The sequence below is a fragment of the Streptomyces sparsogenes subsp. cuspidosporus genome (assembly GCF_039532705.1).
Classification (GTDB): domain Bacteria; phylum Actinomycetota; class Actinomycetes; order Streptomycetales; family Streptomycetaceae; genus Streptomyces; species Streptomyces sparsogenes.
In genome coordinates, this window is the sequence record NZ_BAAASD010000050.1 from 24,913 (window position 1) to 39,132 (window position 14,220).

The following is a 14,220-nucleotide window of genomic DNA, read 5'->3' on the forward strand; positions in this document are numbered from 1 at the left end:
TGGCTTTCCCGGCTTCGCTGGCCGAACAGTACGGCCGGGTCGGCCAGGTTCCCGCGCTACCGGGCCATGCTGGACCGCGACGGCTCGTCCGTCCCGCAGGACACCGCGATACTGGGGGACGAATCCTCCGTCGAGCAGCAGTCGCGGGAGCCGACCGACGCGGGGGCGACCGAGTTCGTCGCCTCGCCGGTCGGCGCGTCCGGGGAACAGGCTTGCACGCTCGCCTTTTTGGCGGAGCCGGCCGCGTTCTGATCGCCGATTCCACATACCCCGGGGCCGTCCGAATCGGAGCAGGACTTCAACAGCCGCCGGGCGCCCGCCCCCTGCTCGCCGAGCCGGTCGTACGGGTTCGCCAGAGCGCACTTGTTGATCGACAGGCAGCCGCAGCCGATGCACTCGGTGAGGCTGTCGCGCAGATTCGACAGCTGCGCGATCCGCTCGGTGAGGTCGGCGTGCCAGCACTCCGAGATCCGGGCCCAGTCCTCCCTGGTCAGGACGTGGTCCTGCGGGAAGAGCGAGAGCACCTCCCGGATCCTGGCCAGCGGGATGCCCACCCGCTGCGAGGAGCGGACGAAGGCGACCCGGCGCAGCGTGTCGCGGGTGTAGCGGCGCTGGTTCCCCGAGGTGCGGCGGCTGTGGATGAGCCCTTCGCGCTCGTAGAAGCGCAGCGCGGAGGCCGGGACCCCACTGCGCTGGGACAGCTCACCGACCGTGAGTTCATGGGTCTTCCACGATATCTGGCTCATGGAAAACGAGCGTAGCTTGACTTCAACCAATGTTTAAGTCCCAGGCTGTGCTCATGGTTACAGCCACTGAGACAGCCGCAGCCCCCGTCACCCTCACCGACCCCGCCCCTGTCACCGACCCCGACCCGATCCACCTCGCCGTCATCGTCGGCAGCACCCGCGAGGGCCGCTTCGGCCCGAAGGTCGCCGACTGGTTCACCAGCCGCGCCGCGCCCCGCGCGGACCTGCGCACCGATGTGATCGACCTGGTGGACACCCCGCTGCCCGGGACCCTCAGCTACCGGCCGAGCCCGGAGGCCGCCGAGGCCCTGGCGGCCGTGGGGCCCCGGCTGGAGGCCGCCGACGCGTTCGTCGTGATCACCCCCGAGTACAACCACAGCTACCCGGCCTCCCTGAAGAACGCCATCGACTGGCACTACACGCCCTGGCGGGCCAAGCCGGTCGGCTTCGTCTCGTACGGCGGGATCTCCGGCGGCCTGCGGGCGGTCGAGCACCTGCGGCTGGTCTTCGCCGAGCTGCACGCGGTCACCGTCCGCGACACGGTCAGCTTCCACAACGCGGGGGACCTCTTCGCCCCGGACGGCACACTGAAGGACCCGGAGCGTCCCGAGGCGGCGGCCACGACCATGCTCGACCAGCTGGCCTGGTGGGCACGGGGGCTGCGCGAGGCCCGCGCCGCCCGCCCGTACGACGCCTGACACCGGCCACCCGGCCAGCCTTCGTCCCTGTCCCTGTCCCTGTCCGTGTCCCCGCCCTCGTCCCCGCCCTCGTCCCCGCCCTCAGTCCGCGACCAGCCCACGGGCCGGACCCGGACCAGCCCTGGAACAGCCCCCTGGCCAGATTCTTTCGCATCGCGGCCATACGGCCACTCGTTGGGCCGGGGACCGTTTCCCCACCATGGTCCGCATGAATGTGTTGTGGATATTCGCCCATCCGGAAGAACGGTCGCTGAGCGGCGCCCTGCGGGACGAGGGGCTGCGGGCCCTGAGCGAGCTGGGCCACCAGGCCCACGTCTCCGACCTGTACGCCATGCGCTGGAACCCGGTCGTGGAGGCCGCCGACTTCGGCCACGACCCGGCCGAACGCCTGGTTGTCAGCGCGGCCTCGCAGCGCGCCCACACCGCCGGGGAGCTGAGCGAGGACATCCGCGCCGAGCAGGAGAAGATCGCCTGGGCGGACGCGCTGATCGTGCAGTTCCCGCTGTGGTGGTACGGGATGCCCGCCATCCTCAAGGGCTGGTTCGACCGCGTCTTCGTCAAGGGCTTCGCGTACGGAGTCACCGACCCGAGCGGGCGCACGCTGCGGTACGGGGACGGCAGGCTGGCCGGGAAGCGCGCGATGGTCCTGCTGACAGCCGGGGCCCGCGAGCCGAGTCTCGGCCCCCGGGGGATCAACGGCCAGGTGGACCAGCTGCTGTTCCCGCTGCAGCACGGCACGCTCTGGTACAGCGGGGCCTCCGTCCTGCCGCCGCTCGTCGTCCCCGGCGCGGACCGGGTCTCCGCCGAGGAGTTCCGGACCCACGCCGGGCGGCTGCGGGAGCGGCTGGCCTCCCTGCCGACCGCGGAGCCGCTGCCCTTCCGGCGGCAGAACAGCGGGGACTACGACGAGGACCTGGTGCTCCGCCCCCACCTGGCGCCCGGCCGCACCGGCCTGGCCGTGCACTACGCGCCGGGCACCTGACCGGGCGGGGGTTGGAACGGGCCGGGTCGGAACGGGCCGGATTGGAACGTGCCGGATTTGGATCGGGTGGGGGGCGGGCCGGGTGGGGCGGATCAGATCGGGGGGCCGGATCGGGTGGCCCCGGATCAGATCGGGTGGGGGCCGGGCCGATCGAGGACCGCGCCGGGCCGCAGGGGCCTGGCGATCAAGGCGCGTGGCGCCTGGCATCATCCGGCTCATGCAACAGCGCAACTCCCGGCCGGATCAACCCAGTCCAGACGCCACACGCCCCGACCCCACGCGCCCTAACTCCCCAGGCCCCGACCCCGCGCGCCCCGACCCCACACGCCCTAACTCCCCAGGCCCCGACCCCGCGCGCCCCAGCCCCACACGCCCTAACTCCCCAGGCCCCGACCCCGCGCGCCCCAGCCCCACACGCCCTAACTCCCCAGGCCCCGACCCCGCGCGCCCCAGCCCCACACGCCGCGAACCCGCGCAGCGGCCGCGCTCGCGGTCGCTCGCGACCGGCCAGCGGTCCCTGGCCGATCCCTCGATCGGCTATCCCCTGTGGCCGCCGCTCACCAGCGGCTGCCCGCGCACCTCCACCGCGGCCGTGGCGTACCCGCTGGAGGTGGACTACGCCTACGACCGGGTGCCCGCCGACCTGTTCGGACGCCCCGCGGCACACGGCCTGGAGCGCTGGGCGCCGCTGCTCCCACCGCTGGCCGCCCCCGGTCTCGGCGAGGGGAACACGCCGCTGGTCCAACTGGCCGACGGGGTCCACGTGAAGGACGAGTCGCGCAATCCCACCTGGAGCCACAAGGACCGCCTCAACCGCGTCGCCGTCAGCGCCGCCAAGGCGAGCGGGGCGCGCGGCGTCGTGGTGGCCTCGTCCGGCAACCACGGCGCCGCCGCGGCGGCTTATGCGGCCCGTGCCGGGCTGCCCTGCGCCGTGTTCGCCTCCCCCGACGCCCCGCCCGCCGTGGCCTCCTTCGTGCGGGCCTACGGGGCCGCGGTCCTCACCGTGCCCCGCGAGTCGGTGCCCGCGCTGGCGCGGCGCGTCATCGAGGAGTTCGGCTACCACCCCGTCAGCAGCTTCACCGAGACCGCCCACACCGGCCACCCCTTCGGCCCCGAGGGCTACAAGACGGTCGCGTACGAGATCTTCCTCGACCTGGGCGAGGTCCCGGAGGCGGTGTATGTGCCCACCGGCTACGGCGAGTTGCTCTTCGGCGTCTGGAAGGGCTTCCACGAACTGACGCTGCTCGGCCTGGCCGACCGCACCCCACGGCTGTACGCGTGCGAGCCCGCCGCCGGGGGCCCGCTGGCCACCGCGCTCCGCACCGGCCGCCCCGCCACCCGGGTCCCGGTCGGCCCGACCGAGGCGTACGGGATCTCCTGCGCCGTGGGCGGCTACCGCGGGGTGGTCGCCGTGCGCGAGAGCGGCGGCGCGGCGCTGACCGTCACCGACGAGCAGATGGCCGCCGCCCGCGCCGAACTCGCCGGCCAGGGCATGTGGGTGGAGCTGTCCTCGGCCGCCGGGCTCGCCGGGCTGCGCGCGCACCGGGACGCGGCCGGCCGCCCCGGGGAGGCCGCGGGGCCCGTGGTGTGCGTCGCCACCTCCAGCGGCTTCAAGGACAGCGCCACCGGCACCCGGAGCTATCCGCCGATGGCCGCCGACTGGGACACCGTCGCGGCCGCGCTACGCGATCTGCCCGGCTGAGCGGCTGAACAGCTGAACAGCTGAGCGGTTGTGCGGCTGAACAGCTGAACAGCTGAGCAGGGAGCGCCTGAACGGCTGAACGGCTGAACGGCTGACCCGAACGCCGAAGCGTCGTCCGGGCGGCTACAGCGCGGCCAGGGCGGCCAGGATGTCGGCCGGTTCGGCGCGCGCCGTGTAGTCGGTGTCGACGAAGGCCCACCGGATCACCCCGTCGCGGTCGATCACATAGGTGGCGGGCACCGGAAGGGTGCGCGGATGGCCGCCGTTGACGCGCTGCAGATCGAAGCCGAAGGAGTCGTACACGGCGGCGAGGTCGTCCGGCAGGTCGAAGGCGAGCCCGTACTGTTTGGCGGCGTCGGAGCCGATGTCGCTGAGGACGTCGAAGGCCAGCTCGTGCTTCTCGGTCAGCGACAGGGACTCGTCGGGGACCTGCGGCGAGACGGCCACCAGGCGCGCGCCGTGTGCGGTGATCTCGTCGTGGTGGCGCTGGAGGGCCCGCAGGGCGAGGTTGCAGTACGGGCACCAGGCGCCGCGGTAGAAGGTGAGGACGACCGGGCCGTCGGCGAGCAGGCCGTCCAGGGTGACCGTCCGCCCGGTCGCGGCGGGCAGCGCGAAGCGGGGCGCCCGGTCCCCGACGGCCAGGGCGCGGGCGGCCTGGCCGGATTCGGCGAGCTCGCGGCCGGCCCGCTCCATGACCTCCCGCGCCTCGGGCGGGATCTGCTGGTACCGGGCGTCGAAGAAGGCGCGCAGTTCGTCGTTGAGGCTCATCGGGGCCGTTCCTTCCGTCACTTCCGTCACTTCCGTCACTCGTCACGTCCGCCGAGCATCTTGGAATAGTCGTTTCAAGATAGCGACGGCCATGGGCCCCGTCCATGGCCTGGGCGCGATATCTTGGAATCTCCATTTCAAGATGGCTGGATCGAGACACCGAGGAGGAACGACGTGCCGGACATCAAGCACTTCGATCCGGACGCGGTCCTCGAGACCGTGGTCCGGCTGTTCTGGCGGGAGGGCGTGGCCCGGACCGGGATCCAGGACGTGGTGACCGCGACCGGGCTCAACCGTTCCAGCCTGTACGCCACCTTCGGCGGCAAGCAGGAGCTCTACCGGGCCGCGCTGCGCCGCTATGTGGAGCAGTGGTCCCGGCCGGCGTTCCGCCAACTCGCCGAGGACGGGCGCGGCCTGCCGGCGATCGCCGAGTTCTTCGACGGGCTGATCGCGGTGCGGTGCTCGGGCGAGTACGCGCGGTGGGGCTGCATGGTCGTCAACGCGCAGGCCGGGGCCGAGAACGGCGACCCCGAGGTCGGCGCCCTCCTGGACCACCACCACGAGCAGCTGCGGGATGCCCTGCACACGGCGCTCACCGGTGCCGCCGCCCAGGGGCAGCTCATCCCCGGCGCCGACCCGGGCTCCGCCGCCGACGTCCTGGCCCTGCTCGCCTACGGGGTGAACCTCCGCTCCCGCGCCGGAGCCGACGCCCGGGCCCTGAAGGCCACGGTGGCCACCGCCCTGAACGCCCTCGGCGCCCAGCCGGCGGCCTGAGAGCCCCGCCACCCGCACACCGGAAACGAGTGCGCCCACAACCCCTACCTGCCGGGGCCGGGCGCGCCCATACCCACCTGCCGGCGCCGAGCGCCCCCACAACACCCACCTGCCGGGGCCGGACGCGCCCATACCCACCTGCCGGGGCCGGACGCGCCCACAACACCCACCTGCCGGGGACCGAGCCTGCTAGTCCACGGGCCGCACGACGTCCGCGACCACGCAGCTGACGTTGTCCGGGCCGCCCGCGCGGTTGGCGAGGGCGACGAGCTGGCGCACCGCCCCCTCCGGGTCGGGGGCCGAGCCGACCACCCGCCGTACGTCCTCGGCCGGCACCACGGCGGACAGCCCGTCGGAGCAGAGCAGATAGCGGTCCCCGGGCCAGGCATCGTGCAGGCGGATGTCGGCGGTGGCCGCGTCCCGTCCTCCGGTCAGGGCCCGCAGCAGCAGCGAGCGCTGCGGGTGGGAGGTGGCCTCCTCCGGGCTGAGGCGCCCCTCGTCGACCATCGACTGCACGACGGTGTGGTCGTGGGTGATCTGGAAAAGCTCTCCGTCCCGCAGCAGATAGGCGCGGGAGTCGCCGATGTGCACCAGGGCCAGCCGGGACCCGGTCCACAGCATCGCGGTGAGCGTCGTGCCCACCTCGTGCGGCGCGGGGCCGGATCCGGCGATGTCGCGCACGGCCCGGCCCGCCTGCTCGACGGCTTCCTCCAGCGCGTTGAGGAGCTCGCCCGCCGGGACGACGCCCGTCCCCACGTCCTCGGCGTCCACGCGGCGGAGCTCGCGCACGGCGGCCGCGCCGGCCGGGGCCCCGGCCGCGCCGAAGCCGTCGGCGACGGCGAGCAGACGGGGTCCGGCGTAGGCGGTGTCCTGGTTGCTCTCGCGGACCAGGCCGGTGTCGGAGAGCGCGGCGTAACGGATTTCCAGCGGCTCGGCGGCCTGCTCGACTGTCGGGGACATGAGGGGGTCCTTCCACGTCAGATGGTCGATGAGGAAGGCGGCCAGGTCCCGCCGGGCGGCGGTCTCGGCCTCGACCCGGGCCCAGAAGGCCCGCACCTCCCGCGCCGCCGCGGCCGCGTCCCGCTCCCCGAGGTCGCAGACCTCGCGGATGCGGGCCAGCGGCATGCCCAGGCGGCGCAACCAGGCCACCAGCCGCGCCCGTTCGAGCTGCCCGGGCGCGTAGAGCCGGTAGCCCGTCACCGGGTCGACGCGGGCCGGGGCCAGCAGGCCCAGCTCGTCGTACAGCCGCAGCGCCTTCGGCGACAGCCGGGACGCCTTCGCGAACGCCCCGATGGTCAGCAGGCTCATGCGCGCCCCTCCTCACCCCGGGCACCCCGCCCGGCCCCTCGATGCTGTGACCTGCCCCAAGGTGAAGGTCAAGCCGGCGGCCCCGCCGAGATGCGGCAGGGTGGTTGTCACATTCGCGGGCCCAGCGGTGTCTTCACGTCGGCGGTCTTCACGTCGGCGGTCTTCACATCGACGGGCCGCGTACAAGGAGGACACCATGGCCAAGGAGAACACCATGGCGCGAGGCGTTCCACAGGCGGAGCTCCCTACCGGGACGAGCGTGGCCGCGGCATGAGCGAGGACCCGTTCGTCACCCATCGCAGCCTGCTGTTCACGGTCGCCTACGAGATGCTCGGGTCGGCGGCCGACGCGGAGGACGTGCTGCAGGAGTCCTGGCTGCGCTGGGCCGGCGTCGACCACGCGCAGGTGCGTGAGCCGCGGGCGTACCTCATCCGCGTCGTCACCCGGCAAGCCCTCAACCGCCTGCGCACGCTGTCGCGCAGCCGCGAGGACTACGTGGGCGAATGGCTGCCGGAGCCGCTGCTGACCAGCCCCGATGTCGCCGAGGACGTGGAACTGGCGGAGAGCGTCTCGATCGCGATGCTGACCGTACTGGAGACCCTCGGGCCGGCGGAGCGGGCGGTGTTCGTGCTCCGCGAGGTCTTCGACATGCCGTACGGCGAGATCGCCGAGGCCATCGGGAAGTCCGCGGCCGCGGTACGGCAGATAGCCCGGCGGGCGCGCGAGCACGTGGCGGCCCGGCGGCCGCGGACGCGGGTGAGCCGGTCGGAGCAGGAGGCCGTGCTGGAGCGGTTCCTGGCGGCGCTGCGCACCGGGCGGCTGCAGGAGCTGATGGAGATCATGGCGCCGGACGTGGTCATGATCGCCGATGGTGGCGGGCTCGTGACCGCCGCGCTGGCCCCCCTCCACGGCGCCGAGCTGGTGGCGCCGATCCTCGCCCGCGCGAACCGGGTGGTGAACGCGCTGGAGACGGCGACCGTATGGCTCAACGGCGAGCCCGCGGGCCGGATCGAGTTCGACGGCGAGCCGGCCGCGGTGAGCCTGGTGGTGGAGGACGGCAGGGTCACCCGGATCTACGTGGTGCGCAACCCCCGGAAGCTGACGCGCCTGGACGCCCCGGCCGACCTCGCCCGGTGAGCGGAGGCCGATCCCGCCCGGTGAGCGCTGACCCACCACGCCCGGTGAGGGGAGGCCGTTCGTGCTCGCTGAGCGCTGACCCACCACGCCCGGTGAGGGGAGGCCGTTCGCGCCCGCTGAGCGCTGACCCACCACGCCCGGTGAGGGGAGGCCGTTCGCGCCCGCTGAGCGCTGACCCACCACGCCCGCTGAGCACTGACCGATCGCGCCCGGTGAGCAGAGGCCGTTCGCGCGCGCTGAGCACTGACCCACCACGCCCGGTGAGCACTGACCGCTCCCCCCGGTCGGCCGATCCCCCGGTCGGCCGATCCCCCTCCGGTCGGCCGATCCACGCCCCCGCCGGGCCTCAGCTCTCGCGCCCGGCGGCCCGGGGCTGCTCGGCGCGCTGCTCGGCGCGGTGGGCGAGCGCGTCGACGATGCGTTGCCAGGCCGGTGATGCCTCGGAGATCCGGGCGGAGACCAGCTTCAGGTACCCCGCCCGGTCGCCGTCCCGTTCGTGCTTGGTCTCCCATGCGTCCAGGTCGTCGATGAGCTGGTCCAGGCGCGGATCGCTCGGATCCCAGTCGAATGACTGATCGCAGGCGAGATACAGGCGGACCGTCTCGGGGTCGTCCAAGCCGGCGTTCTTGTCCCGTATCCGCTGCGGCATGACCTGCGGGTCGAGTGCCTGCATCAGGATCCACGAGTCGCGTTCGAGCCGCACTCTCCGCTCGCTGACCCCGAGGCCGCGCATCCGGTCCAGGATGGCGACCACCTCGGGGGGCAGGACGAGCCTCTCGCCACCGGCCAGTTCGGCGATCCTGCGGCGGTATTCGGCGAGCTGGTCGATCTTGCGCCGCAACTCGGCGTCGATGTCGGTGATGGCCGCGGCGAACTGGGCCGGCTGTGCGTGCAGCAGCGCGTCGATACGGGTCAACGGCACCCCGGCGTCGGCGAGGGTCCTGATCCGGATGAGGTCCACCGCCGCCTGCGCGCCGTAGCGGCGGTAGCCGGAGGCATCGCGCTCCGGCTCGGGCAACAGGCCGACGTGGTGGTAGTGGCGAACGGTGCGCACGGTCACCCCGGCGGTCGCCGCGAGCTGGCCGATCGTGAGCACCGTCCCCCTCGGGTCTTCGTACGACGTGGTCGTGCCGAGTCTAGGCGCGGGTCTGGGCGCGGGTGTGGGCGCGGGTGTGGGCGCGGGTCTGGGCGCGGGTCTGGGCGCGGGTCGCACGGTCGACGACGTCGCGGATCGCCTGGACCACGGCATCGGGGCGGTCGAAGCACAGCCGGTGGTGGGCGGTGTCGGAGAGGATGCGCTGTTCCCCGTGCGAGACTCCGCTCACCAGGGCCGCGTCCAGTTTCGTCCTGCCCTCGCGCATCCGCCGCAACGTCTCCTCCGGCGTCAGCGCCTTCTGGCCGGGGTCGGTGCCCACCACGGTGAGAGCGACCACCGGCACGTCGGGGATGTCCGGACCCGCCCGCAGTTCGGTGGCGAGGTCGGCCAATGTGCCGCGCTCGGCGATGCCGACGTGCATCCACTGGTCACTCGTCTTGGCCTCGAGCAGCGCCTGCCGCAGGTCCTCGGGATAGTCCGCGAGCAGCTCGGCGAACATCTCCCGCAGGGCCGGACGCAGCTGTTCCAGCTGCTCCCGGCCGGGCGCCATCCGCTCGACCGCGTCCAGACCGGCCTCAGGAGGCATGAAGTCGTCCCAGTCGCGGTGGAAGGCGTCCAGCCAGACCAGCCCGGCCACCTCCCCCGGGTGGAGCTGCGCGAACCGGTGGGCGTAGAAGCCGCCGAGGGAGTGCGCCACCAGAACGTACGGGCCTGGGATGTTCTGGGCGGTCAGCAGCTCGCGCAGTTCCGTGGCGACCGCGCCGGCGGTGCGCGGCAGCGGGACCGGGTCGCTGTAGCCCGTGCCGCCACGGTCGTACACCACGGCGGTGGTGAACCGGGAAACCTCCTGCTGCACCCCGAAGTAGTCCAGGCCGACCGCGCTCGCACCCGGCAGGAACACCACCGCCGGCCCGCCGCTGCCCGACCGGTGCACGAAGACGCGGCGGCCGTCGATCTCCTGGAAACCTCCGACCGGCGGCGCGATCCGATCGGGAGACGTGGTCTCGTTCGTCATGCGACAAGGCTCCAACCCTGACGCAGGGTCAAGGTCAACCTCTTCCCTTCGCGACCTCTCGCACCCGGTCGCACCGCCGTCTCATTCCGTCCTATCCCGTCCCACCCCGTCGCACCGCGTGGCGCCATGCCCGGCAGAGATAGCGCCATCCATGGCCCCACATGGCTCCCGATGGCGCCATTCATGTGCCATAGTGACACCATAGGCAAGGCGCCCCGGCCTCACAGGCCGAGGGGCGCCCGGTTTCGCGGTGCGAGCGATCAGCGGTACGAGCGATCAAAGGGGTCGGATGATGGAGACAGTGCAGAGCCGACGGCAGGCAGCCCCCGGCGCACCCGGCGCCTTCGCCGCCTTCGCCCGCTTCGTACTCTGCGGCGGCGGAGTGGGGCTCGCCTCCAGCTTCGCCGTGGCAGCCCTCGCCTCCTGGATCCCCTGGGCCCTGTCCAACGCCCTGATCACCGCGGCCTCCACGCTCCTCGCCACCGAGCTGCACGCCCGCTTCACCTTCGGCGCGGGCGGGCGCGCGACCCTGCGCCAGCACGCGCAGTCGGCCGGATCCGCGACGGCCGCGTACGCGGTGACCTGCGCGGCGATGCTCGTCCTGCATCAGCTGGTCGCCGCGCCCGGCCCGATACTCGAGCAGGTCGTCTACCTGTCCGCCTCCGCGCTCACCGGCGTCGCGCGCTACGCGGTGCTGCGGCTCGTCGTCTTCTCCCGGAAGCACCCGAAGCCCGCGACCCCCGCCCGCACCGCCCGCACCGTCCGCACCACCCACCCCGCACCCGCACCCGCGACCCGCCCCGTACCCGCGGCCCTGACCCGCGCCGCGGCCCCGACCGGCCCCGCCGCGCTCTGCCGCGCCGCCTGACAGCCCCGCCACACGGCCACGGCCACGGCCACGGCCACGGCATGACCGCGGCATGACCCGCGACACGACTGCAAGCGAATGCTTGCAATAGTTAGCACCAGTGCGGCAGCATGGGGGCATGGCATCGCTGAACGTCGGCAACCTCGGTGAGTTCCTGCGTGAGCAGAGACGCAGCGCGCAGCTCTCGCTGCGCCAGCTCGCCGATGCCGCCGGGGTGTCCAATCCATATCTGAGCCAGATCGAGCGCGGGCTGCGCAAGCCGAGCGCCGAGATCCTGCAGCAGCTCGCGAAGGCGCTGCGGATATCCGCGGAGACCCTCTATGTGCAGGCCGGGATTCTCGACGAGCGGGACCGGGACGAGACGGAGACGCGCAGTGTGATACTCGCCGACCCGTCGATCAACGAGCGGCAGAAGCAGGTGCTGCTGCAGATCTACGAGTCCTTCCGCAAGGAGAACGCACCCGGCCCCGCCGCGGGCCCCACCCCCGCCGGCAGCGCCGACGACGACGCCGAACCCTCGAACTGATCCGGGAGGACCAGCACCATGGCCATCACCGACGATGTGCGTAAGACGCTCACCGACCCGACCCCCCTGTACTTCCTGGCGGGCACGGCCGACCTGACCGCCCAGAAGCTCAAGGAGGTGCCGTCGGTGGTCGAGAAGATCGTCGCCGAGGCCCCCGAGCGCTTCGCGGCCGTACGGAACACCGACCCCAAGGCCGTCCAGGACCGCGTCACCCAGCAGGCCAAGGAGGCCCAGGAGAAGCTCACCGAGCTGCTGGGCACGCTCGACACCGACCTGAAGAAGCTCCGCGACACCGCCCAGGAGCTGGCGCTCCAGGGCGTGGGCCGCGCCGCCGAGCTGGCCGTCAAGGCGCGCGAGCGGTACGACGAGGTCGCCGAGCACGGCCAGGAGGTCGTGAAGACCTGGCGCGGCGAGGCGGCCGACGAGATGGTCGAGGTGGCCAGCGCCATCGAGCCCAAGGACGGGTCGGTCCCGGTCGCGGGCGGCGAGTCGTCCAACGGGTCGAAGCCCGTGGTCAAGCCGGCGCCCACCGCCAAGAAGACCCCGCCCCGCAAGCCGGCCCCCGCCCCCGCCCCCACCGCCAAGAAGACCCCGCCGAAGCCCCAGGGCTGAAAAGCGAGGCCGAGAACCAGGGCCGGGAACCAGGGCCGGGAACGCCCTGCGTGCCCGGCCCTGTCAGCGGGTACGGTGGCGGAGGAACGCTTCTCTCTCCATATCTTCCAGGTGGTCTAGGCGGTGGACGGCGTGCTGGTACAAGGGTTTAACCAGGTGCTCTACTGGGTCTCCTGGGGGCTGCTCCTCTTCAGCCTGTTCGCCTTCATCGACGCCGCGATCCGCCGTGAGGACGCCTATCGGGCCGCGGACAAGCAGAGCAAGCCGTTCTGGCTGGTCATCCTGGGAATCGCCGCCGCGGTGAACTTCTTCATGGGGATCCTGGACTTCCTGCCGATCATCGGGCTGATCGCGACCATCGTGTACATCGTCGATGTGCGGCCCGCGCTCCGGCAGATCTCCGGCGGCCGCAACTGGCCGCGTGGCCGTGGCTCCAGCTCCGACGGCCCGTACGGGCCCTTCAACGGGCGCTAGGCCGCCAGGCCGCCAGGCCACCAGGCCACCAGGGAACCGAAGGCCCCCGGCGGGGGTGGCCGGCCGGGACGACGGGCTCAGCCGCGGTCCAGCAGCAGCACGGCCAGGTCGTCCGTCAGCTCCCCGCCGTTGAGCGCCCGCACCTCGGTGACGGTGTTGTCCAGCAGTTCCTCGCCGCGCAGCCCCGCCGCCAGCCCGCGGGCCACGATCTCGACCATCCCCTCCTGGCCCAGCCGCTGCACACCCTTGCCGACGCGCCCCTCGATGAGCCCGTCGGTGTACATCATCAGGCTCCACGAGCCGCCGAGCTCGATCTCGCGGCGCGGCCAGCGGGCGCCCGGCAGCAGGCCGAGCGCCGGGCCGTTGTCGTCGGCGGGCAGCAGCCGGGGCGCCAGCCCCGGGCGCAGCGCCAGGGGCGCGGGGTGGCCGGCCAGGCACACCCCGGCCCGCCGCCCGTCCGGCGCGATGTCGACGGTGCACAGGGTGGCGAAGATCTCGTCGTCGGCGCGCTCGTTCTCCAGGACCTGCTGGAGGGTTCCGAGCAGCTGGTCGCCGCAGAGCCCGGCGAAGGTCAGGGCGCGCCAGGCGATGCGCAGCTCGACGCCGAGGGCCGCCTCGTCGGGGCCGTGCCCGCAGACATCGCCGATCATCGCGTGCACGGTGCCGTCCGGGGTGCGGACGGTGTCGTAGAAGTCGCCGCCGAGCAGGGCACGGCTGCGGCCGGGCCGGTAGCGGGCGGCGAAGCGCAGACCGGAGCCCTGAAGCAGCGGGGTGGGCAGCAGCCCGCGCTCCAGCCGGGCGTTCTCCTGGGCGCGCAGCCGGGACTCGGTCAGCTGGCGCTGGGCGAGGTCGGAGCGCTTGCGCTCGACGGCGTAGCGGATGGCGCGGCTGAGCAGCCGTCCGTCCAGCTCGTCGCGGAAGAGGAAGTCCTGGGCGCCGACCCGTACGGCCTCGGCGGCGCGCTCCCCGTCCTCCACGGCGGTCAGGACGAGGACCGCGTGGGTCGGCGCGAGCCGCAGCACCGCGTGCAGGACGTCGAGCTCGTCCTCGGCCTTCTTGTCCGGGCCGGGCAGGGCCAGGTCGAGCAGGATGCACTGGACGTCGTCGGTGAGCAGCCGCTCCGCCTCGGTGAGGTTGCGGGCCGTGCGGATGCGGACCCGGTTGCCCTCGGCGTCCAGCAGTTCGGGAACGGTGAAGGAGCCGGCCGGGTCTTCCCCGATCACCAGCAGGGTGAGCCCGTTGTCGGGCGGCGCGGTGGGGCGGGCCTCGGTGGCCTCCACCTCCAGCTGCCCGGTCGCGGGTAGGGACATCGCTCGATTCCTTCTCTCCCCCCGAAAGTGCGGCGCTCCATCGACCTGACGCGGCGCCGGACACCGAGAGGCGACCATAGCGCTAGGGCGGGTCCCAGCGGAATGACCTTCGGACAGCCACTTTTGTCATATGCCAAGCAGGAGGCGGGAGTTGAGCGGGCGAGACCGGGCGGTGGATGACGAACATCACGCCGACATGCGGAC

15 protein-coding genes are annotated in these 14,220 nt (G+C 73.0%); 9 read left to right on the plus strand and 6 right to left on the minus strand.

All coding sequences use genetic code 11. The features are described 5' to 3' along the window. Window positions 1–56: 56 nt before the first annotated feature. Entirely contained in the window at window positions 57–746 is a 690-nt protein-coding gene (gene soxR / locus ABFY07_RS36655; protein ID WP_346178635.1) for a redox-sensitive transcriptional activator SoxR, read from the minus strand. Between the two features lie 53 nt (window positions 747–799). Between soxR and ABFY07_RS36660 the strand changes: the two genes are divergently transcribed. From ABFY07_RS36660 to ABFY07_RS36670, 3 genes are all read left to right on the plus strand, one after another. After that, window positions 800–1,444, plus strand: coding sequence for an NADPH-dependent FMN reductase (locus ABFY07_RS36660; RefSeq protein ID WP_346178636.1), 645 nt, complete (start codon window positions 800–802; stop codon window positions 1,442–1,444). 208 nt (window positions 1,445–1,652) lie between these two features. Then, window positions 1,653–2,426, plus strand: coding sequence for an NAD(P)H-dependent oxidoreductase (locus ABFY07_RS36665; protein ID WP_346178637.1), 774 nt, complete (start codon window positions 1,653–1,655; stop codon window positions 2,424–2,426). Between the two features lie 517 nt (window positions 2,427–2,943). After that, window positions 2,944–4,128: a threonine synthase gene (locus tag ABFY07_RS36670; protein ID WP_346178662.1), complete on the plus strand. Its 1,185-nt coding sequence runs from the start codon at window positions 2,944–2,946 to the stop codon at window positions 4,126–4,128. A gap of 123 nt (window positions 4,129–4,251) precedes the next feature. On the opposite strand, the gene ABFY07_RS36675 is transcribed toward ABFY07_RS36670, so the two are convergent. Continuing rightward, on the minus strand, window positions 4,252–4,896 hold the full coding sequence (locus ABFY07_RS36675; RefSeq protein ID WP_346178638.1) for a peroxiredoxin-like family protein: 645 nt from the start codon (window positions 4,894–4,896) through the stop codon (window positions 4,252–4,254). A 174-nt stretch (window positions 4,897–5,070) separates the two neighbouring features. Here ABFY07_RS36675 and ABFY07_RS36680 point away from each other — a divergent pair, with 174 nt between their 5' ends. Then, the gene (locus ABFY07_RS36680; RefSeq protein WP_346178639.1) at window positions 5,071–5,670 is read left to right on the plus strand and encodes a TetR/AcrR family transcriptional regulator; all 600 of its coding nucleotides are present in this window, start codon (window positions 5,071–5,073) and stop codon (window positions 5,668–5,670) included. A gap of 189 nt (window positions 5,671–5,859) precedes the next feature. On the opposite strand, the gene ABFY07_RS36685 is transcribed toward ABFY07_RS36680, so the two are convergent. Then, window positions 5,860–6,978 carry a MerR family transcriptional regulator gene (locus ABFY07_RS36685; RefSeq protein WP_346178640.1) on the minus strand — a complete coding sequence of 373 codons (1,119 nt, stop codon included), beginning with the start codon at window positions 6,976–6,978 and terminating at the stop codon, window positions 5,860–5,862. Window positions 6,979–7,248: 270 nt separating this feature from the next. On the opposite strand from ABFY07_RS36685, the gene ABFY07_RS36690 reads away from it, so the two are divergent. After that, on the plus strand, window positions 7,249–8,115 hold the full coding sequence (locus ABFY07_RS36690; RefSeq protein ID WP_346178641.1) for an RNA polymerase sigma-70 factor: 867 nt from the start codon (window positions 7,249–7,251) through the stop codon (window positions 8,113–8,115). A gap of 346 nt (window positions 8,116–8,461) precedes the next feature. On the opposite strand, the gene ABFY07_RS36695 is transcribed toward ABFY07_RS36690, so the two are convergent. Both ABFY07_RS36695 and ABFY07_RS36700 read right to left on the minus strand, forming a co-directional pair. Next, window positions 8,462–9,211: a MerR family transcriptional regulator gene (locus ABFY07_RS36695; protein ID WP_346178642.1), complete on the minus strand. Its 750-nt coding sequence runs from the start codon at window positions 9,209–9,211 to the stop codon at window positions 8,462–8,464. A gap of 40 nt (window positions 9,212–9,251) precedes the next feature. After that, the gene (locus ABFY07_RS36700) at window positions 9,252–10,226 is read right to left on the minus strand and encodes an alpha/beta fold hydrolase (RefSeq protein WP_346178643.1); all 975 of its coding nucleotides are present in this window, start codon (window positions 10,224–10,226) and stop codon (window positions 9,252–9,254) included. A gap of 292 nt (window positions 10,227–10,518) precedes the next feature. Between ABFY07_RS36700 and ABFY07_RS36705 the strand changes: the two genes are divergently transcribed. The 4 genes from ABFY07_RS36705 to ABFY07_RS36720 all read left to right on the plus strand — a co-directional run bounded on the left by ABFY07_RS36705 (window position 10,519) and on the right by ABFY07_RS36720 (window position 12,706). Then, window positions 10,519–11,094, plus strand: coding sequence for a GtrA domain-containing protein (locus ABFY07_RS36705; RefSeq protein ID WP_346178663.1), 576 nt, complete (start codon window positions 10,519–10,521; stop codon window positions 11,092–11,094). Window positions 11,095–11,212: 118 nt separating this feature from the next. Beyond that, window positions 11,213–11,620 (plus strand): helix-turn-helix domain-containing protein, encoded by a 408-nt coding sequence (locus ABFY07_RS36710; RefSeq protein ID WP_346178644.1) that lies wholly within the window; start codon window positions 11,213–11,215, stop codon window positions 11,618–11,620. 18 nt (window positions 11,621–11,638) lie between these two features. After that, the gene (locus ABFY07_RS36715; protein WP_346178645.1) at window positions 11,639–12,232 is read left to right on the plus strand and encodes a hypothetical protein; all 594 of its coding nucleotides are present in this window, start codon (window positions 11,639–11,641) and stop codon (window positions 12,230–12,232) included. Between the two features lie 132 nt (window positions 12,233–12,364). Continuing rightward, the gene (locus ABFY07_RS36720; protein ID WP_174589011.1) at window positions 12,365–12,706 is read left to right on the plus strand and encodes a DUF2516 family protein; all 342 of its coding nucleotides are present in this window, start codon (window positions 12,365–12,367) and stop codon (window positions 12,704–12,706) included. 77 nt (window positions 12,707–12,783) lie between these two features. Here ABFY07_RS36720 and ABFY07_RS36725 read toward each other — a convergent pair whose 3' ends face one another. Then, on the minus strand, window positions 12,784–14,016 hold the full coding sequence (locus ABFY07_RS36725) for a PP2C family protein-serine/threonine phosphatase (RefSeq protein WP_346178646.1): 1,233 nt from the start codon (window positions 14,014–14,016) through the stop codon (window positions 12,784–12,786). Between the last annotated feature and the right edge of the window lie 204 nt (window positions 14,017–14,220).

Bases quoted from the DNA above. Each gene is read 5' to 3' on its own strand.
- ABFY07_RS36665 (WP_346178637.1), top strand. From the start codon at position 1,653: ATGAATGTGTTGTGGATATTCGCCCATCCGGAAGAACGGTCGCTGAGC.
- soxR (WP_346178635.1), bottom strand. From the start codon at position 746: ATGAGCCAGATATCGTGGAAGACCCATGAACTCACGGTCGGTGAGCTG.
- ABFY07_RS36700 (WP_346178643.1), bottom strand. From the start codon at position 10,226: ATGACGAACGAGACCACGTCTCCCGATCGGATCGCGCCGCCGGTCGGA.
- ABFY07_RS36675 (WP_346178638.1), bottom strand. From the start codon at position 4,896: ATGAGCCTCAACGACGAACTGCGCGCCTTCTTCGACGCCCGGTACCAG.
- ABFY07_RS36715 (WP_346178645.1), top strand. From the start codon at position 11,639: ATGGCCATCACCGACGATGTGCGTAAGACGCTCACCGACCCGACCCCC.
- ABFY07_RS36710 (WP_346178644.1), top strand. From the start codon at position 11,213: ATGGCATCGCTGAACGTCGGCAACCTCGGTGAGTTCCTGCGTGAGCAG.
- ABFY07_RS36690 (WP_346178641.1), top strand. From the start codon at position 7,249: ATGAGCGAGGACCCGTTCGTCACCCATCGCAGCCTGCTGTTCACGGTC.
- ABFY07_RS36685 (WP_346178640.1), bottom strand. From the start codon at position 6,978: ATGAGCCTGCTGACCATCGGGGCGTTCGCGAAGGCGTCCCGGCTGTCG.
- ABFY07_RS36660 (WP_346178636.1), top strand. From the start codon at position 800: ATGGTTACAGCCACTGAGACAGCCGCAGCCCCCGTCACCCTCACCGAC.
- ABFY07_RS36705 (WP_346178663.1), top strand. From the start codon at position 10,519: ATGGAGACAGTGCAGAGCCGACGGCAGGCAGCCCCCGGCGCACCCGGC.
- ABFY07_RS36725 (WP_346178646.1), bottom strand. From the start codon at position 14,016: ATGTCCCTACCCGCGACCGGGCAGCTGGAGGTGGAGGCCACCGAGGCC.